This is a genomic window from Burkholderia sp. AU33545 (genome assembly GCF_020419685.1).
In the GTDB taxonomy this organism is placed as follows: domain Bacteria; phylum Pseudomonadota; class Gammaproteobacteria; order Burkholderiales; family Burkholderiaceae; genus Burkholderia; species Burkholderia diffusa.
The window spans coordinates 107,065-132,386 of sequence record NZ_JAIZRQ010000005.1 but is presented as its reverse complement, the minus strand read 5'-3'; the positions used below and the strand labels follow the sequence as shown (position 1 = coordinate 132,386).

At 65.4% G+C, this 25,322-nt stretch carries 19 protein-coding genes and 1 tRNA gene; 8 read left to right on the top strand and 12 right to left on the bottom strand.

The window, feature by feature from the left end; translation table 11 throughout:
- Positions 1–27: 27 nt before the first annotated feature.
- The 6 genes from LGM71_RS18035 to LGM71_RS18010 form a co-directional block, all read right to left on the bottom strand.
- Positions 28–1,251, bottom strand: a complete 1,224-nt coding sequence (locus LGM71_RS18035; protein ID WP_124622322.1) for an IscS subfamily cysteine desulfurase — start codon at positions 1,249–1,251, stop codon at positions 28–30.
- Positions 1,252–1,314: 63 nt separating this feature from the next.
- Positions 1,315–1,854 (bottom strand): Fe-S cluster assembly transcriptional regulator IscR, encoded by a 540-nt coding sequence (iscR, locus tag LGM71_RS18030; RefSeq protein ID WP_009691731.1) that lies wholly within the window; start codon positions 1,852–1,854, stop codon positions 1,315–1,317.
- Between the two features lie 117 nt (positions 1,855–1,971).
- Entirely contained in the window at positions 1,972–2,454 is a 483-nt protein-coding gene (locus tag LGM71_RS18025; RefSeq protein ID WP_226115683.1) for a low molecular weight protein-tyrosine-phosphatase, read from the bottom strand.
- 101 nt (positions 2,455–2,555) lie between these two features.
- Positions 2,556–2,783: a hypothetical protein gene (locus LGM71_RS18020; protein WP_059608408.1), complete on the bottom strand. Its 228-nt coding sequence runs from the start codon at positions 2,781–2,783 to the stop codon at positions 2,556–2,558.
- A gap of 127 nt (positions 2,784–2,910) precedes the next feature.
- Positions 2,911–4,323, bottom strand: coding sequence for a lactate utilization protein B (locus LGM71_RS18015; protein ID WP_124622318.1), 1,413 nt, complete (start codon positions 4,321–4,323; stop codon positions 2,911–2,913).
- Between the two features lie 34 nt (positions 4,324–4,357).
- Complete coding sequence (locus LGM71_RS18010; protein WP_059535864.1) at positions 4,358–5,080, bottom strand: (Fe-S)-binding protein; 723 nt, start codon at positions 5,078–5,080, stop codon at positions 4,358–4,360.
- Between the two features lie 182 nt (positions 5,081–5,262).
- Here LGM71_RS18010 and LGM71_RS18005 point away from each other — a divergent pair, with 182 nt between their 5' ends.
- Positions 5,263–6,072: an IclR family transcriptional regulator gene (locus LGM71_RS18005; RefSeq protein ID WP_059608410.1), complete on the top strand. Its 810-nt coding sequence runs from the start codon at positions 5,263–5,265 to the stop codon at positions 6,070–6,072.
- 101 nt (positions 6,073–6,173) lie between these two features.
- Here the strand turns inward: LGM71_RS18005 and pbpG are convergent, their stop codons facing one another.
- Positions 6,174–7,322 carry a D-alanyl-D-alanine endopeptidase gene (gene pbpG, locus LGM71_RS18000; protein WP_226115682.1) on the bottom strand — a complete coding sequence of 383 codons (1,149 nt, stop codon included), beginning with the start codon at positions 7,320–7,322 and terminating at the stop codon, positions 6,174–6,176.
- Between the two features lie 655 nt (positions 7,323–7,977).
- On the opposite strand from pbpG, the gene LGM71_RS17995 reads away from it, so the two are divergent.
- A complete protein-coding gene (locus LGM71_RS17995; RefSeq protein ID WP_226115681.1) occupies positions 7,978–8,544 on the top strand; it encodes a phasin family protein in 567 nt (188 codons plus the stop codon).
- A 206-nt stretch (positions 8,545–8,750) separates the two neighbouring features.
- Here the strand turns inward: LGM71_RS17995 and lpdA are convergent, their stop codons facing one another.
- The 3 genes from lpdA to aceE all read right to left on the bottom strand — a co-directional run bounded on the left by lpdA (position 8,751) and on the right by aceE (position 15,206).
- Complete coding sequence (gene lpdA / locus LGM71_RS17990; protein WP_226115680.1) at positions 8,751–10,520, bottom strand: dihydrolipoyl dehydrogenase; 1,770 nt, start codon at positions 10,518–10,520, stop codon at positions 8,751–8,753.
- 272 nt (positions 10,521–10,792) lie between these two features.
- Positions 10,793–12,439 (bottom strand): dihydrolipoyllysine-residue acetyltransferase, encoded by a 1,647-nt coding sequence (gene aceF, locus LGM71_RS17985; RefSeq protein WP_124622312.1) that lies wholly within the window; start codon positions 12,437–12,439, stop codon positions 10,793–10,795.
- 70 nt (positions 12,440–12,509) lie between these two features.
- The gene (aceE, locus tag LGM71_RS17980) at positions 12,510–15,206 is read right to left on the bottom strand and encodes a pyruvate dehydrogenase (acetyl-transferring), homodimeric type (protein ID WP_151051006.1); all 2,697 of its coding nucleotides are present in this window, start codon (positions 15,204–15,206) and stop codon (positions 12,510–12,512) included.
- A gap of 273 nt (positions 15,207–15,479) precedes the next feature.
- Here aceE and fixL point away from each other — a divergent pair, with 273 nt between their 5' ends.
- The 4 genes from fixL (at position 15,480) to LGM71_RS17960 (ending at position 22,074) form a co-directional block, all read left to right on the top strand.
- Complete coding sequence (fixL, locus tag LGM71_RS17975; protein WP_124903507.1) at positions 15,480–17,996, top strand: oxygen sensor histidine kinase FixL; 2,517 nt, start codon at positions 15,480–15,482, stop codon at positions 17,994–17,996.
- Positions 17,993–18,631 carry an oxygen response regulator transcription factor FixJ gene (fixJ, locus tag LGM71_RS17970; RefSeq protein WP_226115679.1) on the top strand — a complete coding sequence of 213 codons (639 nt, stop codon included), beginning with the start codon at positions 17,993–17,995 and terminating at the stop codon, positions 18,629–18,631. The genes fixL and fixJ overlap by 4 nt, the downstream gene beginning before the upstream one ends.
- Positions 18,632–18,874: 243 nt before the next feature.
- Entirely contained in the window at positions 18,875–19,732 is an 858-nt protein-coding gene (gene folD, locus LGM71_RS17965) for a bifunctional methylenetetrahydrofolate dehydrogenase/methenyltetrahydrofolate cyclohydrolase FolD (protein ID WP_124903509.1), read from the top strand.
- 254 nt (positions 19,733–19,986) lie between these two features.
- A complete protein-coding gene (locus LGM71_RS17960) occupies positions 19,987–22,074 on the top strand; it encodes a M3 family metallopeptidase (RefSeq protein ID WP_226115678.1) in 2,088 nt (695 codons plus the stop codon).
- A gap of 63 nt (positions 22,075–22,137) precedes the next feature.
- Here the strand turns inward: LGM71_RS17960 and dinB are convergent, their stop codons facing one another.
- Positions 22,138–23,343, bottom strand: coding sequence for a DNA polymerase IV (gene dinB / locus LGM71_RS17955; RefSeq protein ID WP_226115676.1), 1,206 nt, complete (start codon positions 23,341–23,343; stop codon positions 22,138–22,140).
- A 166-nt stretch (positions 23,344–23,509) separates the two neighbouring features.
- Here dinB and LGM71_RS17950 point away from each other — a divergent pair, with 166 nt between their 5' ends.
- The gene (locus tag LGM71_RS17950) at positions 23,510–24,202 is read left to right on the top strand and encodes an aspartate/glutamate racemase family protein (protein WP_226115674.1); all 693 of its coding nucleotides are present in this window, start codon (positions 23,510–23,512) and stop codon (positions 24,200–24,202) included.
- An 82-nt stretch (positions 24,203–24,284) separates the two neighbouring features.
- Here the strand turns inward: LGM71_RS17950 and LGM71_RS17945 are convergent.
- A tRNA-Met gene (locus LGM71_RS17945) sits at positions 24,285–24,361 on the bottom strand.
- A gap of 181 nt (positions 24,362–24,542) precedes the next feature.
- Between LGM71_RS17945 and xth the strand changes: the two genes are divergently transcribed.
- Positions 24,543–25,319, top strand: coding sequence for an exodeoxyribonuclease III (xth, locus tag LGM71_RS17940; protein ID WP_203249536.1), 777 nt, complete (start codon positions 24,543–24,545; stop codon positions 25,317–25,319).
- Positions 25,320–25,322 lie beyond the last annotated feature (3 nt).

Sequence of the window (25,322 nt, the reverse complement as noted above, 5' to 3'; positions counted from 1 at the left end):
CGCCCGCGAATGTATTCAATGCGGTGTTCAGTGTGCAGCCCATTCGATCGTCGACAGATCGATGCCTTCCTGGTGCATTTCCCAGAGCGGCGACAGCTCGCGCAGCTTCGCGATCTTGCTGTTCAGCAGTGCGATCACGAAGTCGACTTCCTGCTCCGTCGTGAAGCGGCCGACCGTGAAACGGATCGAGCTGTGCGCGAGTTCGTCGTTGCGGCCGAGTGCACGCAGCACGTACGACGGCTCCAGCGACGCCGACGTGCACGCCGAGCCCGACGACACCGCGACGTCCTTGATCGCCATGATCAGTGACTCGCCTTCGACGAAGTTGAAACTGATGTTCAGGTTGTGCGGAACACGGTGCTCCATGTCGCCGTTCACGTACGTTTCCTCGATCTGCGACAGGCCGCGCAGCAGCTTGTCGCGCAGCATGCGGATGCGCTCGTTCTCGGTCGCCATTTCTTCACGCGCGATGCGGAACGCTTCACCCATGCCGACGATCTGGTGCGTCGCCAGCGTGCCCGAACGCATCCCGCGCTCGTGGCCGCCGCCGTGCATCTGCGCTTCGATGCGCACCCGCGGCTTGCGGCGCACGTACAGCGCGCCGATGCCCTTCGGGCCGTAGGTCTTGTGCGCCGAGAACGACATCAGGTCGACCTTCAGCTTCGCGAGGTCGATCTCGACCTTGCCGGTCGACTGTGCGGCGTCGACGTGGAACACGATGCCCTTCTCGCGGCAGATTTCACCGATCGTCTCGATGTCCTGGATCACGCCGATCTCGTTGTTCACGTGCATGACCGACACGAGGATCGTGTCCGGGCGCAGCGCGGCCTTGAACACGTCGAGGTCGATCAGGCCGTCTTCCTTCACGTCGAGATAGGTGACTTCGAAGCCGTCGCGCTCGAGCTCGCGGCAGGTATCGAGCACGGCCTTGTGCTCGGTCTTCACCGTGATGATGTGCTTGCCCTTGCCCTTGTAGAAGTTCGCGGCACCCTTGATGGCGAGGTTGTCCGATTCCGTCGCGCCGGACGTCCAGATGATCTCGCGCGGATCCGCGTTCACGAGCGCAGCCACCTGCTCGCGCGCTTCCTCGACCGCGCGTTCCGCGTCCCAGCCGTATGCGTGGCTGCGCGACGCCGGGTTGCCGAACTGCTCGCGCAGGTACGGCACCATCTTGTCGACCACGCGCGGGTCGACCGGCGTCGTCGCGCTGTAATCCATGTAGATGGGCAGGTGGAGAGTCTCTTGGGTCATCTGTCGCTCCGGGAATTCTGTGCAGGGACTATGTGCGTTATGGGGTGTGCGGCGCGTTCGCGCTCACGAACTCGCGATGTTGAACACCGAATTGGGACCGAGCGGCATCGTGCGCACCGGTTCGGCCGGTGCCGCGACGGGCTCCGGCGTGCGCCGGTCGCGCAGCACCGCGGGTGCGCCTTCGCGTGCGCGCTGCTGATCGACGAGATCCTGCAGCGATACCGAATCGAGGTATTCGACCATTTTCTGGTTCAGGGTCGACCACAGCTCGTGCGTCATGCAATGGCCGTCGGGCTGCTTCGAGCCGTCGCACGTGCCTTTGCCGCCGCACTGCGTGGCGTCGAGCGGTTCATCGACCGCGATGATGATGTCGGCGACGGTGACGTCCTGCGCGCGGCGCGCGAGGTTGTAGCCGCCGCCCGGGCCGCGCACGGATTCGACGATTTCATGCCTGCGCAGCTTGCCGAACAGCTGTTCGAGATACGAGAGCGAAATCCGCTGGCGCTGGCTGATGCCTGCAAGCGTCACCGGGCCCTGCTCCTGGCGCAGTGCCAAGTCAATCATCGCCGTGACGGCGAAACGGCCTTTGGTGGTGAGTCTCATGGTGTCTAGGGGACTGCAATCTTGACGGTTTTGGTCAAGTATAAATATTTGACGATTTTAGTCAAGTATCCATGTCTTCGACAGGGTATTCGCAGATCGCTGAATACCCCGCCGCGATCAGTGCGAGGCGCCGCTGCGGAGGGTATCGAGCAGGCCCGCGCACGCGCGCTCGACCTGGTCGAGCACCTGTTCGAAGCCCTGCGCGCCGCCGAAATAAGGATCCGCCACTTCGATCTCGGTCGCGCCCGGCGCGAATTCCATCAGGAGGCGCACCTTGTCGCGATGCTCGGGCGGGCAGCGCCGCCGCAATTCCGCGAAATTGGCCTCGTCCATCGCCAGCAGCAGATCGAACCGCTCGAAATCCACCGCGCTCACTTGCCGCGCCCGCAGCGCCGACAGGTCGTAGCCGCGCGTGCGCGCCGCCGCCTGCGCGCGCGTGTCGGGCGGCTCGCCGACGTGCCAGTCGCCCGTCCCGGCCGAATCGATCGCGATCCGGTCGGCCAGCCCGGCCGCGTCGACCTGGTGGCGCATCACGCCTTCCGCCGTGGGCGAACGGCAGATGTTGCCGAGACAGACGAAACAGATCGCAACGCGGGACATCGCACTCTCGAAAAGCCGCGGTGAACCGCGTGGAAGAAGAACGCGCCATTATACAAAGGCGCCCGGAATCGCGCCGCCGCGCAAAGCGACGGCGGCGTGACTTACAGCGCCTTGGGTGCGGCGAGCGCGACGTCGCCGGATACGGCCGGCAACGGCTTCGCCGCGTCGCCGACCAGCCCGAACGACACCGCGCGCGCGAGTTCGGCCGATGCCTGATGAACGGCGATCGGGCCACGCGACGGTGCGTCGGCCATCGCGTGCAAATAAGCGACCGCGGCGAGCGGGACGACGATTGCCAGCGGCCAGTACATCGATATTGTCTTTCTCATGATGCGGCTCCTTGACCTCATGCCCCGAAACCCGATTCCGGGGACTACAGGCAGGATTCTATAGACCGCACCTATCGAGATAAATACATGAATAGCGAACGCACTGTTGTCGCTCGATGAACAGTGGTCAGCCGAGGTGGCTTTGGGATGCCGCGTACAGCTCGCGGAACGTGCGCCCGGTCGGCGTCGGCATGTCGCGCGTGTCCATCCAGCCGCCCATCATTGGCAGGCGCCGCAGCGTGCCGCCATTGCCGCCCAGCCGCTCGAGGATGCGCACCGCGAGCTTGGTCGTCAGCGCATACAGCATCGGCCGGCGCGCGACGAAGCCCCACGCGGCGAGCGCGGCGCGCTCGCGCCACGGCCGCAGATGCCGCTCGACCTGTTTCTCGCGCAGCGTACGCAGCAAGTGCGACAACGGGATCCCGGCCGGGCACACGCTGTCGCATTCGCCGCACAGGGTCGCGGCCTGCGGCAAGTCGAGCGCTCGGTCGATCCCCACGTAGCTCGGTGTCAGCACCGAGCCCATCGGGCCCGGATAGACCCATCCGTACGCGTGCCCGCCGACCTTCTGATATACCGGGCAGTGGTTCATGCATGCGCCGCAGCGAATGCAACGCAGCATCTCCTGGAATTCGCCGCCGATCAGTCCCGTCCGACCGCCGTCGACGAGCACCACGTAGTTGTGCTCCGGGCCGTCCTCATCGCCGGGGCCGCGCGGCCCGGTGAGCAGCGAGAAGTAGTTCGAGGTCTTCTGCCCGGTCGCCGAGCGCGGCAGCAGACGCATCGCGGTCGCGAGATCCTCGAGCGTCGGCAGCACCTTCTCGATGCCCGTCACCGCGACATGCACGCGCGGCATCACCGTGCACATCCCTTCGTTGCCTTCGTTCGTGACGACCGCGACCGACCCCGTCTCGGCGATCACGAAGTTGCCGCCCGTCACCCCCATGTCGGCCGACAGGAAATGCGGGCGCAGCACCTCACGCGCCTCGCGCGTCATGTCGGGGATCTCGGTCAGCCGCTCGCGGTGGTGCGTGCGCGCGAACAGGTCCGCGATCTCGTCCTTGTCCTTGTGCACGACGGGCGCGATGATGTGGCTCGGCGGCTCGTTGTCGTTGATCTGCAGGATGTATTCGCCCAGGTCCGTCTCGATCGACTGCACACCCATCTCGGCGAGCACCGCGTTCAGGCGCATTTCCTCGGACACCATCGACTTCGTCTTGATGACCTTCTTCACGTCGTGGCGTCGCGCGATGTCGGCGACGAGCCGCGCGGCGTCGGCGGTTGTTTCCGCGAACAGCACCGTCGTGCCGCGCCGCGTCGCCTCGCGTTCGAACGCCTCGAGCCACACGTCGAGATTCTCCAGTGCACGGTTGCGGCGCGCCTTCAGCGCGGCGCGCGTCGCCTGGAAGTCGATCTCGGTCATCGCGTCGGCGCGTGCGGACACGAACTTCGTCGACAGCTTCTTCAGGTTCTGCTGCAGGCGCTGGTCGGCCAGCTTCTGGCCGGCACGGGCCTTGAAATGCATCGATTGGACTTGCATCGCGGTATCGGGGAAAAGTGAGCGGAACCGGGCGTCAGACGTCGCCCGCCAGCACCTGCGCGACGTGCAGCACGCGCGTGTCGCGGTCGCCCGTGCGGCGCAACCGCCCTTCGATGTTCAGCATGCAGCCGAGATCGCCGAGCACGACGGCGCCCGCGCCGGATGCGCGGACATTCGCGCATTTCTCGTCCGCGATGGCCGCCGAAATGTCGCCGTACTTGACCGCGAACGTGCCGCCGAAGCCGCAGCAGTGCTCGCAATCCTTCATCTCGGTGACGGCCACGCCGCGCTGCGCGAGCAGCGCGCGCGGCTGCGCCTTCACGCCGAGCTCGCGCAGGCCCGAGCACGAGTCGTGATAGGTGACCGGCCCCGTGAATTCGCCGGGCGCGAGTGTCACCTTCGCGACGTTCGCGAGGAAATCGGTCAGTTCATAGACTTTCTGCTGAAATCGCGCATAGCGCCCCATCAGTTCGGGGTCGTCGCGGAACAGGTCGCCGTAGTGCGTGCGGATCATGCCGCCGCACGAGCCCGACGGCGCGACGACGTAGTCGAACTGCTCGAACTCGCGCAGCGTCTTTTCGGCGAGATCGCGTGCGAGCGCGCGATCGCCCGAGTTGTAGGCCGGCTGGCCACAGCAGGTTTGCGCGGGCGGCACGAATACCTCGTAGCCGGCTTCGCGAATCAGTTTCAGCGCGGAAAAACCGATTTCCGGACGCATCAGGTCGACCAGGCAGGTCACGAACAAACCGACTCGCATATGCGCTCCTTCGAGAAAACGGCTCTCATTATCCGCCGTTTGGCCGGCGAGACCAACGCCGGCGCGTATGCAAGCGCGCACGGCCGGAAACGAGGACTTCCTCGAACGGCGTTCGCTTTTTTCACGATACGAGATACAATCGACGCAACACCGCTTGATGCGTCAACCGATTCCCCCCCGACATGAGCCAACCCACCCCGGATTCCAAAACGTCGATCCAGGTGATCGAACGTATGATGCGGCTGCTGGACGCGCTCGCCGCGCACAGCGACCCCGTCAGCCTGAAGGAGCTTGCGCAGCGCACCGAACTTCATCCGTCGACCGCGCACCGTATCCTCAACGACATGGTGACCTGCCGCCTGGTCGACCGCTCCGACCCCGGCACCTACCGGCTCGGCATGAGGCTGCTCGAGCTCGGCAACCTCGTGAAGGCGCGCCTGTCGGTACGCGACGCCGCGCTGATGCCGATGCGCGAACTGCACCGCCTGACCGGCCAGACCGTGAACCTGTCGGTACGCCAGGGCGACGAAATCGTCTATATCGAGCGCGCGTATTCGGAGCGCTCGGGGATGCAGGTCGTCCGCGCGATCGGCGGCCGCGCGCCGCTGCACCTGACATCGGTCGGCAAGCTGTTTCTCGCGGTCGACGAAACGTCGCGCGTGCGCGCCTACGCGACGCGCACCGGGCTGTCCGGCCATACGCAGAACAGCATTACCGACATCGCGAAGCTCGAGCGCGAACTGACGCTCGTGCGCCAGCAATCGTGCGCGCGCGACAACGAGGAACTGGAGCTGGGCGTGCGCTGTATCGCGGCCGGCATCTACGACGACTCGGGCAAGCTCGTCGCGGGCCTGTCGCTGTCGGCACCGGCCGATCGCCTGCAGGACGCGTGGCTCGGCCAGTTGAGCCGCACCGCCCTCACCATTTCGGAATCGCTCGGCTACCGGCCGGAGCCCACGAAGGACGCCGAAGGGCTGCAACGGCACGCATGACCCGCACCGCCCGCCGCACGGCGGCCGGACGAAAAAAAGCCCCGCGATTGCGGGGCTTTTTGTTTGCGGCGACGGCACGGCGGCAAACCGCCTTGGCGCGATCAGGTACCGCCGTTCGCCGTGTTGGCCGCCGTCAGGCGCTCGCCGCCGCCGGCGTCGAGCCAGTTGCGCAGGCGCGCCGCGTCGGCGAAGCGCGAGTACTTGCCGAACGAATCCAGCAACACCATCACCATCGGCCGGCCGTGGATAGTCGCCTGCATCACGAGACATTCGCCGGCCTCGTTGATGAAGCCCGTCTTCTGCAGGCCGATGTCCCACGAGCCGTTGCCGCGGATCAGCGCGTTCGTGCTGTTGTAGATCAGGTTGCGCTTGCCCGTATTGACTTCGTACGTGCGATCGGTCGAGAACTGGCGAATCATCGGGTACTGGTACGCCGCATTGACCATCTTCACGAGGTCGCGCGCGCTCGACACGTTCGAGCTCGACAGGCCCGTCGAATTCTCGAAGTGCGTGTCGTTCATGCCGAGCGACTTCGCCTTCGCGTTCATCGCGGCGATGAACGCCGGACGGCCGCCCGGGTAGTAGCGCGACAGCGCGGCAGCGGCACGGTTTTCCGACGCCATCAGCGCGATGTGCAGCATGTCCTCGCGCGACAGGACCGAGCCGACCGACAGGCGCGAGCCCGTGCCTTTCTCGTAGTCGCGGTCTTCGTCGGTGACTTCGATCTGGTCGGTCATCGGCGACTTCGAGTCGAGCACGACCATCGCCGTCATCAGCTTCGAGATCCACGCGATCGGCACGACGGCGTGCGAATTCTTGTCGAACAGCGGCTCGCCGGTGTTCTGGTCGACGACGTACGCGACGCTCGAGCGCAGCGCGAGCGCGTCCGGCGTGTCGTGCAGGCCGAATGCCTGGCCGACCGTCGGGCGACGCGGCTGGAACGCGACCTTGCGCACCGCACCACGGTGGCCGTGTACGTTCGACGCGAGCGTCGCGCGCTTGCGCGTGGCCTTCGGCGCATCGGCCGCGACGTTGGCGGATTTCGCGGAGGCGGCCTTCACCGTCTTCTTCTTCGCCGAGGAAGTGGAAGCGGCTTTCTTGGCGGCCTGGTGGGTCTTCGCAGTGGCGGCAAAGGCGTCAGCGGGTGCGACGGACGCAGCGGTCGCCAGCAAGGCGACGGCGACCGACACAGCCGTGCCGAGCGTCATGCTCTGCAACAATCTGCGCGGTGAAAACGATTCGGCTTTCATTGGGGTCTGGACAAAGCGGGCGGGAGTTTCCGCAAGTGTAGTTAAAGCTGAAAAAAAGAGCAATATTAGGCACTTACCGATCGTCGTTAAACCGGAATGTAAGAGTTGACCAACGACGAGTCGATCAACCCTCCCGCTCCCATCGAAAAAATTGATGAGATGCGCTGCCCGACAGCACCCGTCTCCCGATTACCACGCGGTTAATTGAGATAACGTCACTTTGGCGACGAAATAAAGCGGGGAAAGTACGTACCCGGCGCTCGGTGTGCCAGCGGCACCGGTGTCGACCGCGGCGGCGGCACATCGCCACGGCACGCGCATTGAAACGGCGCGCTTTTCGACAGGAGCAGAAGCATAACGTTCCACATGCCTGTCAGGTTTACCTGTGCATGATCATTGTGCGCCGCGCCTTCCCCAGCCAGGTGCGCACCATGTGGGAACACGCCTGAAACCGATTCCGAATCGTCATGATAACTCGTTGTTTTATCGATAATTTGTCGCGATTGTGCAACGCACAAAAAATACTTGACAAGCGTTTTCTCTGCCCTAAAATACGACTCATTGCTGCGTTGCACAAAGCACGCGGCTCCGAGGTTCCCCAGCGTAGTGCCCCTTACCCCCTGCGATCGACGCGATCGCTTTTCAGGAGCTTGACATGTCCTTGCTGACCCCCGAGCAAATCGCCGCCGCACAGAAAGCCAACCTCGAAAGCCTGTTCGGTCTGACGACCAAGGCGTTCGAAGGCGTCGAAAAGCTGATCGAACTCAACCTGCAGGTCGTGAAGTCGTCGCTGGCGGAAAGCCAGGAAAACGCGCAGCGCCTGCTGTCGGTGAAGGACGCGCAGGAACTGATCGCGCTGCAAGCGAGCCTGTCGCAGCCGGTCGCGGAAAAGGTGCTCTCGTACGGCCGTCACCTGTATGAAATCGCCTCGTCGACGCAAGCCGAGTTCGCGAAGGTTGCCGAAGCGCAATTCGACGAGCAGAACAAGAAGGTCCAGGCACTCGTCGACAACGTCGCGAAGAACGCCCCGGCCGGTTCGGAAACGGCTGTCGCCGCACTGAAGTCGGCACTGAACGCAGCGAACACGACGTACGAAACGGTCCAGAAGGCTGCCAAGCAAGCCGTCGAGATCGCCGAAACGAACTTCAACGCGGCTGCCGCTGTCGCGACGAAGGCTGCGAGCGCTGCTGCATCGCGCCGTTCGAGCAAGCCGGCCGCGTAAGCGTCCCCTGCTCCTGAAAAAGCCGCGCACTGCGCGGCTTTTTTCGTTTCCGGCGTCGGAACATCGGGGCATCCGGTCGTCGCCGTTGCGGTCGTGCATTGCCGTCGGTTGCGGACAAAAGAAAACGCCGCCGTCCGGATATCCCGGGCGGCGGCGTTTTTCGTGGCCGGCGCGAGGCCGACACAAGGCCGGCCATGCCGGTCGCGTTACTTCTTGCGTTGCGGCGGCAGGTCCGTGCAGACGCCTTCGTACAGCTCGGCGGCCATGCCGACCGATTCGCCGAGCGTCGGGTGCGGATGGATCGTCTTGCCGATGTCTTCCGCGTCCGCGCCCATCTCGACGGCGAGGCACACTTCGCTGATCAGGTCGCCCGCGTTCAGGCCGACGATGCCGCCGCCGATCACGCGATGGGTTTCCTCGTCGAAGATCAGCTTCGTGAAGCCTTCGTCGCGGCCGTTCGCGATCGCGCGACCCGATGCGGCCCACGGGAACACGGCCTTGCCGTACTTGATGCCTTCGGCCTTGCACTGGTCTTCCGTCTTGCCGGCCCAGGCCACTTCCGGATCCGTGTACGCCACCGACGGGATTTGCAGCGCATCGAAGTACGCCTTCTCGCCGTGCGCGGCTTCCGCTGCGACGTGGCCTTCATGCACGGCCTTGTGCGCGAGCATCGGCTGACCGACGACGTCGCCGATCGCGAAGATGTGCGGGACGTTCGTGCGCATCTGCTTGTCGACTTCGATGAAGCCGCGGTCGGTGACCGCGACGCCGGCCTTGTCGGCACCGATCTTCTTGCCGTTCGGGCTGCGGCCCACCGCGACGAGCACGAGGTCGTAGCGCTGCGCTTCCGCCGGCGCCTTCTCGCCCTCGAACTTGACGTAGATGCCGTCTTCCTTCGCTTCCGCGCCGACAGTCTTGGTCTTCAGCATCACGTTGCCGAAGCGCTTCGCGTTGTACTTTTCCCAGACCTTCACGAGATCGCGGTCCGCGCCCATCATCAGGCCGTCCATCATTTCGACCACATCGATCTCGGCGCCGAGCGTCGCGTACACCGTTGCCATTTCGAGGCCGATGATGCCGCCGCCGATCACGAGCATGCGCTTGGGCAGCTGGCGCAGTTCGAGCGCGCCCGTCGAATCGACGACACGCGGGTCTTCCGGCATGAACGGCAGCTTCACGGCTTGCGAGCCCGCGGCGATGATCGCCTGCTTGAACTTGACGACCTTCTTGCCGTTTTCGCCCTGCACTTCCATGTGATACGGATCGACGAATGCGCCGACGCCCGTGACGACTTCGACCTTGCGCGCCTTCGCCATGCCGGCGAGGCCCGTCGTCAGCTTCTTGACGACGCCGCCCTTGAAGTCGCGAAGCTTGTCGAGATCGACCTCCGGCTTGCCGAACGTGATGCCGTGCGACGCCAGCGCCGCGGCTTCGTCGATGACGAGTGCCGTGTGCAGCAGCGCCTTCGACGGGATGCAACCGACGTTCAGGCACACGCCGCCGAGCGTCGAGTAGCGTTCGACCAGCACCGTCTTCATGCCGAGGTCGGCTGAGCGGAACGCGGCCGAGTAGCCGCCGGGGCCGGCGCCGAGCACGAGCATGTCGCACTCGATGTCGGCGGCACCTGCGTAGCTGCCGGCTTGCGGCGCGGGTGCAGGAGCGGCGGCGGGTGCAGCGGCCGGGGCCGGTGCTGCGGCCTTCGCGGGTTCGGCTGCTTTCGCGGGTGCGGCGGCGCCGGCCGCTGCTTCGACGATGGCGATGACCGTGCCTTGCGAGACTTTCTCGCCGGCCTTGACCTTGACTTCCTTGACCGTGCCGGCGACGTCGCTGGGCACTTCCATGGAGGCTTTGTCCGATTCGAGCGTGATGAGCGTTTGCTCTTTTTCGATCACGTCGCCCGGCTTCACGTTGACTTCGATGACATCGACGCCGCTGAAATCGCCGATATCCGGAACCTTGACTTCGATGAGACTCATTACTGTCCCCTTCTTGATTAGCTGCAGACAGAGAGGGAGCTGCTCGCGGAAGAACTACGGCCTGGCAAGAGAACGCGCACATGGGCAGGACCACCTTTGCCGTCCGCCCAAGGACGCGCCTTTCTTTTGGTTACTTTTCTTTGGAAGACAAAGAAAAGTGACCGCCGCCCCGCGCAGGGGCGACGCTAGCAGACCGTCAAGAAAGCCAGTTCAACGACGAGGCATGGATAACCGACAAAAAACCACGCCCCCGCGAGCAAACTCCCCGCTCATCAAAGAATGATGCGACGGAAATCGGCAAGCAACGCACCGAGATACGCATTGAACCGCGCGGCTTCCGCGCCATCGATGACACGATGGTCATAAGACAGCGACAGCGGCAGCGTCAGACGCGGCACGAACTGCTTGCCGTCCCACACCGGCTTCATCTGGCCGCGCGACAACCCGAGGATCGCGACTTCCGGCGCGTTGATGATCGGCGTGAAGTTGGTGCCGCCGATCCCGCCGAGCGACGAGATCGAGAAGCAGCCGCCCTGCATCTGGTCCGGCTTGAGCTTGCCGTCGCGCGCGGCCTTCGACAGCTCGGCCATTTCCTTCGCGATGTCGACGAGGCCCTTTTTGTCCGCGTCGCGGATCACCGGCACGACGAGACCGTTCGGCGTGTCCGCGGCGAAACCGATGTGGTAGTACTGCTTGAACACCAGGTTGTCGCCGTCGAGGCTGGCGTTGAAGGTCGGGAACTTCTTCAGCGCGGCGACGACCGCCTTGATCACGAATGCGAGCATCGTGAATTTCACACCGGCCTTCTCGTGCTCCTTGTTCAGTTGCACGCGCAGCGCTTCGAGCTCGGTGATGTCCGCTTCGTCGTTGTTCGTGACGTGCGGGATCATCACCCAGTTGCGATGCAGGTTCGCGCCCGAGATCTTCTTGATGCGCGACAGCGGCTTCGCCTCGAACGGGCCGAACTTCGAGAAGTCGACCTTCGGCCACGGCAGCAGGTTCAGCTCGCCGCCGCCTGCCGGCGCGGCTGCTGCGCCCGGCGCTGCGCGCTGGCCCGTCATCACGCCCTTCACGAAGCCCGTGATGTCGTCCTTCGTGATACGGCCCTTCGGACCGCTACCCTGCACGCGTGCGACTTCGACGCCGAGTTCGCGCGCGAACTTGCGCACGGACGGCGATGCGTGGCTCGCGCGATACTCGCCCGACGGTGCGGCGGCCGGCGCGGCAGCAGCCGGAGCCGGCGCAGCCTTCGCGGGTGCCGGTGCGGCGGCGGGAGCCGGCGCGGCAGCGGCCGGTGCCGGTGCGCTCGCTTGCGGCGCGGCGGCAGGCGCTGCGCCGGCGGCGTCGAGCAGCACGATCAGCGTGCCTTCCGACACCGAATCGCCCACCTTGACCTTGATTTCCTTCACGACGCCGGCGGCCGGGCTCGGCACGTCCATCGTCGCCTTGTCCGATTCGAGCGTGACGAGCGACTGCTCCTTCTCGACCGTGTCGCCGACCTTCACGCCGATCTCGATCACCGGGACGTCCTTGTAGTCGCCGATGTCGGGTACCTTCACCTCGAGCGTGCCACCCGCAGCGGCGGGTGCGGCAGCCGACGCTGCTGCAGCCGGTGCCGGCGCTGCCGCCGGTGCGGGAGCTGCTGCCGGCGCGGCCGCGCCGTTCACCTGCGCCGCGGCGCCGCCTTCGAGCAGGATGATCAACGAGCCTTCCGACACGGAATCGCCCACCTTGATCTTCACTTCCTTGACCGTGCCGGCTGCCGGGCTCGGGACGTCCATCGTCGCCTTGTCCGATTCGAGCGTGACGAGCGACTGCTCGGGCTCGACCGTGTCGCCCACCTTCACGAGCACCTCGATGACGGGCACGTCCTTGTAATCGCCGATATCCGGCACCTTCACTTCGATCGCTTGACTCATCTTTTTGTGTCTCCATGGCCGCGCGCGCCCCTCCCGGAAGCGGCGCGCGGCATCACACGGCGCGTGTGCGTTAAACGGTCATCGGGTTGGGCTTCGACGGATCGAGGTTGTACTTGGCAATCGCATCCGCGACCACCTTGCGCTCGATCGTGCCTTCGTCGGCCAGTGCGTTCAGCGCGGCGACGGTGACCCAGTGACGGTCGACTTCGAAGAAGTGACGCAGCTTCTCGCGGGTGTCCGAACGACCGAAACCGTCCGTGCCCAGCACGACGAAGCGGCGATCGACCTGGCCGCGGATCTGGTCGACCAGCGCGCGCACGTAGTCGGTCGATGCGATGACCGGACCCTGCGTGTCCTTCAGGCACTTCTGCACGTGCGACAGGCGACGTTCCTCGGTCGGATGGAGCAGATTCCAGCGCTCGACTTCGTGGCCTTCACGCGCGAGTTCGGTGAAGCTCGGCACGCTCCACAGGTCGGCCGCGACGCCCCAGTCGTTCTTCAGCAGGTCGGCAGCAGCGATCACTTCGTTGAAGATCGTGCCTGCGCCGAGCAGTTGCACGCGCGGCGCCTTCTGGTCGGCGTCGGCCTTCTTGAACGCGTACATGCCCTTGATGATGTCTGCCGCCACGTGCTCGCCCTGCGGAATCGCCGGGTGCTCGTAGTTCTCGTTCATCACCGTGATGTAGTAGTACACGTCTTCCTGGTCCTGCACCATGCGGCGCAGACCGTCCTGGATGATCACCGCGAGTTCGTAGCCGAACGTCGGGTCGTAGCTCACGCAGTTCGGCACCGATGCCGCCCACAGGAGCGAGTGACCGTCTTCGTGCTGCAGGCCTTCGCCGTTCAGCGTCGTGCGGCCCGCGGTGCCGCCGAGCAGGAAGCCGCGCGAGCGCATGTCGCCCGCCGCCCATGCCAGGTCGCCGATCCGCTGGAAGCCGAACATCGAATAGAAGATGTAGAACGGCACCATGATCTCGCCGTGCGTCGAATACGACGTCGCCGCCGCGATCCAGTCGCACATGCCGCCCGCTTCGTTGATGCCTTCCTGCAGGATCTGGCCGGTTTCCGATTCCTTGTAGAACATCAGCTGGTCGGAATCTTCCGGCACGTACTTCTGGCCTTCCTGGTTCCAGATACCGATCTGGCGGAACAGGCCTTCCATGCCGAACGTACGCGATTCGTCCGGGACGATCGGCACGACGCGCTTGCCCAGCGCCTTGTCCTTCAGCAGGATGTTCAGGATCCGCACGAACGCCATCGTCGTCGAAATCTCGCGGCCTTCGCCCGTGCCCTTCAGCAGCGGCTCGAATGCGTCGAGCGCCGGCACCGGCAGCGACGTCGCCTTCTCGCGGCGGTGCGGCAGGTAGCCGCCGAGGTCCATGCGCTTCTGGCGCATGTATTCGAGTTCCTTCGAGCCTTCCTCGAACTTCAGGTACGGCACGTCGGCGATCTGCTCGTCGGTGATCGGCAGGCGGAACTGGTCACGGAACTTCTTCAGTTGCTCGACCGGCAGCTTCTTCTGCTGGTGCGTGATGTTCATCGCCTGGCCCGACTCGCCCATCCCGTAGCCCTTGATGGTCTTCGCGAGGATGACGGTCGGCGCGCCCTTCGTGTTGCTGGCTTCGTGGAACGCCGCGTAGATCTTGTGCGGATCGTGGCCGCCGCGGTTCAGCGCCCAGATGTCGTCGTCCGACCAGTCGGCGACCAGCGCCTTCAGCTCGGGCGAGTTGAAGAAGTGCTCGCGAACGTACGCGCCCGACTCCGACTTGTACGTCTGGTATTCACCGTCGACGCATTCCATCATGCGGCGCATCAGCGCGCCCGTCTTGTCGCGTGCGAACAGCGCATCCCAGCGGCTGCCCCAGATGACCTTGATCACGTTCCAGCCGGCGCCGCGGAATTCCGATTCCAGTTCCTGGATGATCTTGCCGTTGCCGCGCACCGGGCCATCGAGACGCTGCAGGTTGCAGTTGATCACGAACACGAGGTTGTCGAGCTTCTCGCGGCTCGCCATGCCGATCGCGCCGAGCGATTCCGGCTCGTCCGTCTCGCCGTCGCCGAGGAACGCCCAGACCTTGCGGCCGGCGGTCTTCGCGATGCCGCGCGATTCCAGGTACTTCATGAAGCGCGCCTGGTAGATCGCCATGATCGGGCCGAGACCCATCGACACGGTCGGGAACTGCCAGAAGTCCGGCATCAGCCACGGGTGCGGGTACGACGAAATGCCGTTGCCGTCGACTTCCTGGCGGAAGTTGTCGAGCTGCTCTTCCTTCAGGCGGCCGAGCAGGAACGCGCGCGAATACACGCCCGGCGACGAGTGACCCTGAACGAACACGAGATCGCCGCCGTGCTGGTCGGACGCCGCGTGCCAGAAGTGGTTGTAGCCGACGTCATAGAGCGTCGCGGCCGACGCGAATGATGCGATGTGGCCGCCGACGTTCGTATCCTTGCCTGCGCGCAGCACCATCGCCAGCGCATTCCAGCGCGTGTACGAACGGATGCGGTGCTCGATATCCTGGTCGCCAGGAATCTTCGCCTGGGCTTCGACCGGGATCGTGTTGATGTACGGGGTGTTGGCAGAGAACGGGAGGTGTTCGCCGTGCATGCGGGCGAATTCGATCTGCTTTTCGATCAGGTAGTGCGCGCGGCCAGTGCCCACGGAGGAGATCACGCCGTCGAGCGACTCGAGCCATTCAACGGTTTCTTGCGGGTCGTCGTCACGATCGGCGGCGACATATTTCATCACTTCGTTCGGTACAGCGGACATTCTCGTCTCCTGGGTCCTGGAATGTGAGGATCGCTCTTGTGCAGACGCCGCGACGCGGCCGGCTGCGGGCAAGCTCCGACGGATTGTAATGAGCGTGTACGACCACGCGCAACAAAATTTTCGAATTATGAGATCTTTTCTCGTAATGCGGAATATTGCTGCGCTGCACCCTCGCTTCGGGCCTCTCCGGCACGCGTCGCAAGGACAAATCCGTTTCCGTTCAACATATCCGGTATGGGTTTTCCATGTATTGCGCTGCGCTACAATCCTGCCATGTTGACCGATCGGCTTTTCGCACGCTCGGCGCGACCGTCGGGCCCGCCGGCGGAGTCGCAGCCGTCCCGCTGGCACCACGGACCGTGGTGGTCCAACTCCTATTTGCTGACGCCGCTGCTGTCGATCCTCGTGTTCCTCGTGGTGATGAGCCTGATTCTATGGAGCCTCAATCGCCGCGAACAGCAGCAGCAGGAAGACACCCTGTTCCGTAACGTCGCGTGGGCGCAGCAGCAGATCCGTCTGTCGATGACGGGCGCGCAGGAGCAGTTGCAGGCGCTGTCGCGCGATCTCGCGTCCGGCCGCCTCGACCAGAATGCATTCCAGATGGCCGTCGCGGACGTGATGCAGACGCATCCGGAAATCCTCTACCTGAACTGGTACACCGCGCCCGGCGTGCAGCGCTGGCCGACCGTGCACCCGCCGCTGCTCGGCCAGCGGCTCGCGAAGCCCGGCGACGCCCAGATGCAGGACGCCGTGCGCGGCGCGTACGACGAAGCGCGCAGCACGCGCCGCCAGGCCTATTCGCCGCTGATCTACGACGACTTCGGCAACGGCTTCATCACGCTGCAGACGCCCGTGATGCGCGGCGACCGCGAATATCTCGGCTCGATCGCCGCGGTGTTCTCGGTCGAAGGGATCCTGAAGCACGACATCCCGCAGGAGCTGTCGTCGAAGTACAAGATCTCGATCACCGACTCGAACAACCGCGAGCTGTCGTCCACGTCGACGCGCCCGCGCCTGCCGCGCGATTCCCACTACGACCTGCCGCTCGATCCGCCCGGCCAGGGGCTCACCGTTCGCGTGTACGCATTCCCGCAGCTCACGAACCTGACCAACAATACGCTCGTGTGGCTCGTCGCGGGGTTGTCGTGCTTCGTGCTGTGGAGCCTCTGGAGTCTGTGGAAGCACACGCGCCAGCGCTTCGAGGCGCAGCAGGCGCTGTACGCGGAAGCGTTCTTCCGCCGCGCGATGGAAAACTCGGTGCTGATCGGCATGCGCGTGCTCGACATGCACGGCCGCATCACGCACGTGAACCCCGCGTTCTGCCGGATGACGGGCTGGGACGAAACCGACCTCGTCGGCAAGGTCGCGCCGTTCCCGTACTGGCCGCGCGACGCCTACCCGGAAATGCAGCGCCAGCTCGACATGACCCTGCGTGGCAAGGCACCGAGCTCGGGCTTCGAGTTGCGCGTGCGGCGCAAGAACGGCACGCTGTTCCATGCGCGCCTCTACGTGTCGCCGCTGATCGACAGCTCGGGCCGCCAGACCGGCTGGATGTCGTCGATGACCGACATCACCGAGCCGAAGCGCGCACGCGAGGAACTCGCGGCCGCGCACGAGCGCTTCACGACGGTGCTCGAAAGCCTCGACGCCGCCGTGTCGGTGCTCGCCGCCGACGAAGCCGAGCTGCTGTTCGCGAACCGCTACTACCGCCACCTGTTCGGCATCCGTCCGGACGGCCACCTCGAGCTGTCCGGCGGCGGCTTCGACCGCGCGCAGGCGTCATCCGACTCGATCGACATGGTCGACGCGTTCGCGGGCCTGCCGGCCGCCGCGCTGACGAGCAGCACCGCCGATGCGCAGGAGGTGTACGTCGAGAGCATCCAGAAGTGGTTCGAGGTGCGCCGCCAGTACATCCAGTGGGTGGACGGCCACCTCGCGCAGATGCAGATCGCGACCGACATCACGACCCGCAAGAAGGCGCAGGAACTCGCGCACCAGCAGGAAGAGAAGCTGCAGTTCACGAGCCGATTGATGACGATGGGTGAAATGGCGTCGTCGATTGCTCACGAATTGAATCAGCCGCTCGCCGCGATCAACAACTACTGCTCGGGCACGCTCGCGCTCGTCAAGAGCGGCCGCGGCACGCCCGAGACGCTGCAGCCCGCGCTGGAAAAGACCGCGCAGCAGGCGCTGCGCGCGGGGATGATCGTCAAGCGGATCCGCGAATTCGTGAAGCGCAGCGAGCCGAAGCGCCAGCCGGCGCGCGTCGCGGACATCGTCGCCGACGCCGTCGGGCTGGCCGAAATCGAGGCCAGGAAGCGCAGGATCCGGATCGTCACGGAAATCCTCGCAAGAATGCCTATTATTTATGTCGACCCCGTGCTGATCGAACAGGTGCTGATGAACCTGCTGAAGAACGCGGCCGAGGCGATGGCCGACGTGAAGCCGGCGTCGGCGGACGGCGTGATCCGCGTGGTCGCCGACATCGACGCGGGTTTCGTCGACATCCGCGTGATCGACCAGGGCCCGGGCGTCGACGAAGCGACCGCCGAGCGCCTGTTCGAACCGTTTTACAGCACCAAGTCCGATGGCATGGGCATGGGGCTGAACATCTGCCGTTCGATCATCGAATCGCATCGGGGGCGTCTGTGGGTGGTCAACAACGTCGAGCCGGATGGCCGCATTTCCGGCGCGACGTTCCACTGCAGCCTGCCCATTGGGGAACCCGCTGATCTCGGCCAAGGGGGGCGCGAGGCATCGGCATCACATACCGTTACGGGAGAACTATGAATAGCCCTGTCACCACCACTCAGGAAACTGTCTTCGTCGTCGACGACGACGAAGCCGTACGGGACTCGCTGCGCTGGCTGCTGGAGGCGAACGGCTATCGCGTGCAATGCTTCTCGAGCGCGGAGCAATTCCTCGATGCCTATCAGCCGGCGCAGCAGGCCGGCCAGATCGCCTGCCTGATCCTCGACGTGCGGATGTCGGGCATGAGCGGCCTCGAGCTGCAGGAGCGCCTGATCGCGGACAACGCCGCGCTGCCGATCATCTTCGTCACGGGCCACGGCGACGTGCCGATGGCGGTGTCGACGATGAAAAAGGGTGCGATGGACTTTATCGAGAAACCGTTCGACGAGGCCGAGCTGCGCAAGCTCGTCGAGCGGATGCTCGACAAGGCCCGAAGCGAAAGCAAGAGCGTCCAGGAACAGCGCGCCGCGAGCGAGCGTCTGTCGAAGCTGACCGCGCGCGAGCAGCAGATGCTCGAGCGGATCATCGCCGGCCGGCTGAACAAGCAGATCGCCGACGATCTCGGGATCAGCATCAAGACGGTCGAAGCTCACCGCGCGAACATCATGGAAAAGCTCAACGTCAACACGGTCGCCGACCTGCTGCGCCTCGCCCTGTCGAAGAAGCAGGCCTGAACGTTGCGCGGCCGCGGGGCACCTGCCCCGCCGGCCGCACCACCGCACGACTGCGCCGCGCGATGCGGCCCGCTCGCACGGCACGTGCCCGGCGCCGCCTCCCGGGGCGCCGGCACTGCCGCCATGACGCTTTCCTTGTATTCGCTGTCGGACGACGGCAGGCGACCGGTATAATTGCGTGCTTTGCTGCGGCGTTTCGTGCGCCGCACGCCCGCATTCCAACTTCCCGGCAAAACCACCACCATGACAGCCCTCCTCATCGACGGCAACGCCCTTTCGAAGACCTTGCGCGCACAGGCCGCCGAACGCGCCGCCGCCCTGACCGCACGCGGCCACCAGCCTGGTCTCGCGGTGATCCTCGTCGGCGCGAACCCCGCGAGCGAAGTCTACGTGCGCAACAAGATCAAGGCGTGCGAGGACAACGGTTTCTTCTCGCAGAAGGATGCGTACCCGGACACCCTGTCGGAAGCCGACCTGCTCGCGCGCATCGACGAACTGAACCGCGACCCGAAGATCCACGGCATCCTGGTCCAGCTGCCGCTACCGAAACACATCGACAGCCACAAGGTGATCGAGGCGATCGCGCCGGAGAAGGACGTCGACGGCTTCCACGTCGCGAACGCCGGCGCGCTGATGACGGGCAAGCCGCTGTTCCGCCCGTGCACGCCCTACGGCGTGATGAAGATGTTCGAGGCGCACGACATCCCGCTGCAGGGCGCGAACGCGGTCGTGATCGGCCGCTCGAACATCGTCGGCAAGCCGATGGCGATGCTGCTGCTCGAAGCCGGCGCGACCGTGACGATCTGCCACAGCAAGACGCGCGACCTCGCCGCGCACACGCGCCAGGCCGACGTCGTGGTCGCCGCGGTCGGCAAGCGCAACATCCTGACAGCCGACATGGTCAAGCCCGGCGCGACCGTGATCGACGTCGGCATGAACCGCGACGATGCGGGCAAGCTGTGTGGCGACGTCGACTTCGCCGGCGTGAAGGAAGTTGCCGGTCACATCACGCCGGTGCCGGGCGGTGTCGGCCCGATGACCATCACGATGCTGCTGATCAACACGATCGAAGCCGCCGAGCGCGCTGCCGCGGCCGCCTGAGGGCCGCCCGATTGCTCTGCCCGCCCAGCCGGCGCGCATTCGCGCGCCGGCGTCTCGCCGGTCGCCCGCCGTGGCCGCGCCGTCGCACTGAATTCCCCCGTATCCGACCCCGTACCGAGCGCATCCAATCGCGTCGTTAGAAACTAACGATTGGAAAGCGCGCGATGCGCCCCAATAATGTCGGTATCGGGCGCCGCCGCATCGCGCCTCACCCTTTTCACCCCGGTTCATCCGGCAACAGACAGGGAGTCTTAATGTCCGCCAGCGCCAACACCAATCCGCTCCTCGATTTCTCCGGCCTGCCCCGCTTCGGCGAGATTCGTCCGGAACACGTGACGCCCGCGCTCGACACGCTGCTCGATGCCGCCAACCGCGCGGTCGACACCGCGAGCGCGCCAGCGACGCCGGCGACATGGGCCGCGATCGTCGAGACGGTCGAGCAGGCGACGGAGCCGCTCGGGCGTGCATGGGGCGTCGTCGGCCACCTGAACGCGGTCGCCGATACGCCGGAGCTGCGCGCCGCCTACGGCGAAAACCTGCCGCGCGTGACCGAGTTCTGGTCGAGCGTCGGCCAGAACCTCGCGCTGTACGAGAAGTACAAGGCGATCGCCGCGAGCGCCGAATACGCGACGCTGTCCGCCGAGCGCAAGAAGATCCTCGACAACGCGCTGCGCGATTTCCGCCTGTCGGGCGCCGAGTTGCCCGAGGACCAGAAGCCGCGCTTCGCGGAACTGCAGGAGCAGCAGGCCGCGCTGTCGAAGGCGTTCTCCGACCACGTGCTCGACGCAACCAACGCGTATGCGTATTTCGCGCACGACGAAGCCGAGCTGGCCGGCCTGCCGGGCGACGCGATCGAAGCGGCCTGCGAAGCCGCGCAGAAGGAAGGCAAGGAAGGCTGGAAGTTCACGCTGCACTTCCCGTCCTACTTCCCGGTACTGCAGTACGCCGAGAACCGCGCGATGCGCGAGACGCTGTACCGCGCGTATGCAACCCGCGCATCGGAACTCGGCCCGCAGTACGGCGGCGGCAAGGCCGAGTGGGACAACACGGCGATCGTCGCCGACGAACTGAAGCTGCGCCGCGAAGAAGCGCAGATGCTCGGCTACCGCAACTTCGCCGAAGTGTCGCTCGCGCCGAAGATGGCCGAATCGCCACAGCAGGTGATCGCGTTCCTCGAGGATCTCGCGACGCGCGCGCGACCGCACGCTGACAAGGACTGGGACGAACTGCGCGCGTTCGCCGCGAAGGAACTCGGTCTGGCCGAGCTCGCGCCGTGGGACGTCGCGTTCTCGGCCGAGCGGCTGCGCCAGCAGCGCTACGCGTTCTCGGAAAACGAGGTCAAGCAGTACTTCCCGGAACCGGCCGTGCTGAAGGGCCTGTTCACCGTCACCGAAACGCTGTTCGGCGTGCGGATCAAGCCGGACGACGCACCGGTGTGGCACAAGGACGTGCGCTTCTTCCGCGTGGAGAACCGCGACGGCTCGCTCGTCGCGCAGTTCTATCTCGACCTTTATGCACGCGAAGGCAAGCGCGGCGGCGCGTGGATGGACGATGCGCGTGCGCGCGCGAAGCGCGGCAACGCCGTGCAGACGCCGGTCGCGTACCTGACCTGCAACTTCTCGGCGCCGGTCGGCGGCAAGCCGGCATGCTTCACGCACGACGAAGTCATCACGCTGTTCCATGAATTCGGCCACGGGCTGCATCACATGCTTACGCGCGTCGACGAACTCGGCGTGTCGGGCATCAACGGCGTCGAATGGGATGCGGTCGAGCTGCCGTCGCAATTCATGGAAAACTTCTGCTGGGAATGGGACGTGCTGTCGTCGATGTCGTCGCACATCGATACGGGCGTCGCGCTGCCGCGCGAGCTGTTCGACAAGATGATCGCCGCGAAGAACTTCCAGAGCGGCCTCGGCACGCTGCGCCAGATCGTGTTCTCGATGTTTGACATGCTGCTGCACGTCGACTTCGACCCGGCCGGCACGACCGGCGTGAACGCGTTCGCGCGCGAGATCAACGAGCGTTACCACGTGATTCCGCAGGCGGCGTTCTCGCGCTGGCCGAATACGTTCAGCCACATCTTCGCGGGCGGCTATGCGGCCGGCTATTACAGCTACAAGTGGGCCGAGGTGCTGTCGGCCGACGCGTACGCGGCGTTCGAGGAAGCGGCTGCCGCGAGCGGCAGCGTGCTCGACGCGGCGACCGGAACGCGCTATCGCCGCGAGATCCTCGAAGTCGGCGGCAGCCGGCCGGCGATGGATTCGTTCAAGGCGTTCCGCGGCCGCGAGCCGGAAATCGACGCGCTGCTGCGCCACAACGGGATGGCTTCCCCCGCGCACTGAGCATGCCCTGCCCGGCTCGTCCGCCTGCATCGAAAGGCACCGCTTCGGCGGTGCCTTTTTTCATCATGGTGCCGGCGTTTCGCCGCCTGCTTCGTCCGTGTTGTCGGTGTTGCGGTCGGCCTCGTCGTCGAACAGCGAAAACTGCCCGTGACGCTCGGCCGTGTCCTCGTCGATGCGCACGCCGACGCCGAGCAGCCGCACCGCCTGCGCGCGCCGCTGCAGTCCCTTCGCGAGCAGCGTGACGGCCGTCTGCGCATTCGTCGCGTCGGCCACGCACTCGACCGTCGTGCGCTGGAAATCCGCGAAGCGGATCTTCACGTACAGCTTGCGGATCGTGCGGGCCGCGCCCGCGCGCGCGATCCGCGCGTCGAGCTGCACGACCAGGCGACGAATCTCGTCCGCGCATTGCTCGAGCGTCGTCAGGTCGGTCACGTAGGTCGTCTCGACGCTGACCGACTTGCGCTCCTGGTCGGCCTGCACGGGCCGCTCGTCGATTCCGCGCGCGAGCTGATACAGCCGCCGGCCGAATGCGCCAAACTCGCGATGCAGATCGATCAGCGACCAGTCGCGCAGCTGAGCGCAGGTCTGGATGCCGAGCCGGTCGAGCCGCGTGGCCGTCACCTGCCCGACGCCGTGCAGCTTGCGCACCGGCAACGCCGCGACGAATGCATCGACCTCATGCGGGCGCACGACGAACAGGCCGTCGGGCTTGTTCCAGTCGGACGCGATCTTCGCGATGAACTTGTTCGGCGCGACGCCCGCCGACACCGTCACGCCGACCGTGTCGTACACGCGCCGGCGAATCTCCCGTGCAATCAGCGTCGCGCTGCCCTGGCACCGTTCGGAACCACTGACGTCGAGGTACGCCTCGTCGAGCGACAGCGGCTCGACGTCACGCGTGTAGTCGCGATAGATCGCCATGATCTGTCGCGACGCCGCGCGGTACTTGTCCATCGCGGACGGCAGGATCAGCAGGTCCGGGCACTTGCGCATCGCCAGCGCCGACGACATCGCCGAATGCACGCCATAGCGCCGCGCCTCGTAGTTGCAGGTCGCGATCACGCCGCGCTGGTCCGGCCGGCCGCCGACCGCGAGCGGCCGGTTGCGCAGCGACGGGTCGTCGCGCATCTCGACCGACGCGTAAAAGCAGTCGCAGTCGCAATGGATGATCTTGCGCACGCGTGACGGTGCGTCGCCGGGTGGCGGCACGCGCGGATCGGCAGGCGGGATGATGGTCGGATTCACGGTGCCAATACTGTACAAAAACACAGTGCCCGTTTCAACTGCCGCGTGATGTCGCGTTCGGTCGCCTCCGCGCAGTTCCGGCACGTTCCGGCGGCACCGTACCGGTCCGCTTCGCGCGGATCGTACCGCCGCGCGCAAGGACCGCCCCCTATACTCGTCTGCCACAGTTCAAGAAACGCACGGGTGACGGATGAAGACGATCGGACTGATCGGCGGGATGAGCTGGGAATCGTCGGCGGAGTACTACCGGATGATCAATCGCCATTCGAAGGCGCTGCACGGCGGCCATCACAATGCGAAGAGCGTGCTGGTCACGGTGGATTTCGCGGAGATCGAAGCATTGCAGCGCGCGCAGGACTGGGCCGCGCTCGGTGAACGGATGGCCGATGCCGCGCGCCAGCTCGAAGCGGCCGGCGCCGATCTCGTCGTGCTGACGACGAACACGATGCACCGCGTGCACGACGCGATCGAGGCTGCGGTGGCGCTGCCATTCCTGCACATCGCCGATCCGACCGGCACCGCACTGCGAGCAGCGGGCGTCGAGCGCGTCGCGCTGCTCGGCACGCGCTACACGATGGAACTGCCGTTCTATACGGAGCGTCTGCGCGACAAATTCGGCCTCGACGTGCTGGTGCCGGACGAATCCGCGCGTAGCGACGTGCACCGGATCATCTACGACGAGCTGTGTCATGGCGTCATCGATGCCGAGTCGCGCGCGACCTACGTAGCGATCATCGACGAACTGGAGAAACGCGGCGCGCAGGCGGTGATACTCGGCTGTACGGAAATCACGCTGCTGATCGGCGCAGACGATTCGCCGCTGCCGGTATTTGATACGACCGCGCTGCATGCGAAGGCGGCGGTCGAGTGGGCGGCGGGCTGAAAACAAAAAACCCGGCACGAGGCCGGGTTCCTGTCGACGAAGCGCGCATCGGTCACTTGCGCTGCACATCGTCTGGTGTGCTTGGTTGCGGGGGTAGGATTTGAACCTACGACCTTCGGGTTATGAGCCCGACGAGCTGCCAGACTGCTCCACCCCGCGTCAGAGAAATAAATTATAGGGTGATGAAGTACTCACGTCAACACTTTTGTCACAATTTCTTTGCAGGTCTTCGATCACGCAATGCATCGCCCCTGCTTCGCGTCGCGTGTCGCGCGCGTTCGCGCCCCTTGCTCGCGGTAAGATGGCGGCCTTCGCATTCACCCCGCACGCATTCCCGTTCATGAAAATCGCCACCTGGAACGTCAACTCGCTCAACGTCCGCAAGCAGCATGTGCTCGACTGGCTCGCGCAAAGCGGAACCGACGTGCTGTGCCTGCAGGAACTGAAGCTGCCCGACGAGAAGTATCCGCGCGCCGATCTCGAGGCTGCCGGCTACCGCAGCTGGTTCGCGGGCCAGAAGACCTACAACGGCGTCGCGATCCTCGTGCGCGACACGCTCGCCGTCGACGAATCGGACGTCGTGCGCAACATCCCCGGCTTCGACGATCCGCAGCAGCGCGTGATCGCCGTGACGGTCGACGGTGTGCGCATCGTGTCCGCCTATTTCCCGAACGGCCAGGCGCCCGACTCCGACAAGTTCGTCTACAAGATGCAGTGGCTCGACGCGCTGCATGCGTGGCTGGCCACCGAGATGCAGCGCTACCCGAAGCTCGCGCTGCTCGGCGACTACAACATCGCGCCCGAAGACCGCGACGTGCACGACCCGGCGAAATGGGAAGGCCAGAACCTCGTGTCGCCGCAGGAGCGCGCGCACTTCGCGAAGCTGATCGAGCTCGGCTTCGTCGATGCGTTCCGCCGTTTCGAACAGCCGGAAAAGACTTTCACGTGGTGGGACTACCGGATGTTCGCGTTCCGCCGCAACGCGGGGCTGCGCATCGACCACGTCCTGCTGTCGCCGGCGCTCGCCGCCACCTGCACGTCGTGCGAAGTCGACCGCGTGCCGCGCACGTGGGACCAGCCGTCCGACCACACGCCCGTCGTCGCGATCGTCGGCTGAGCC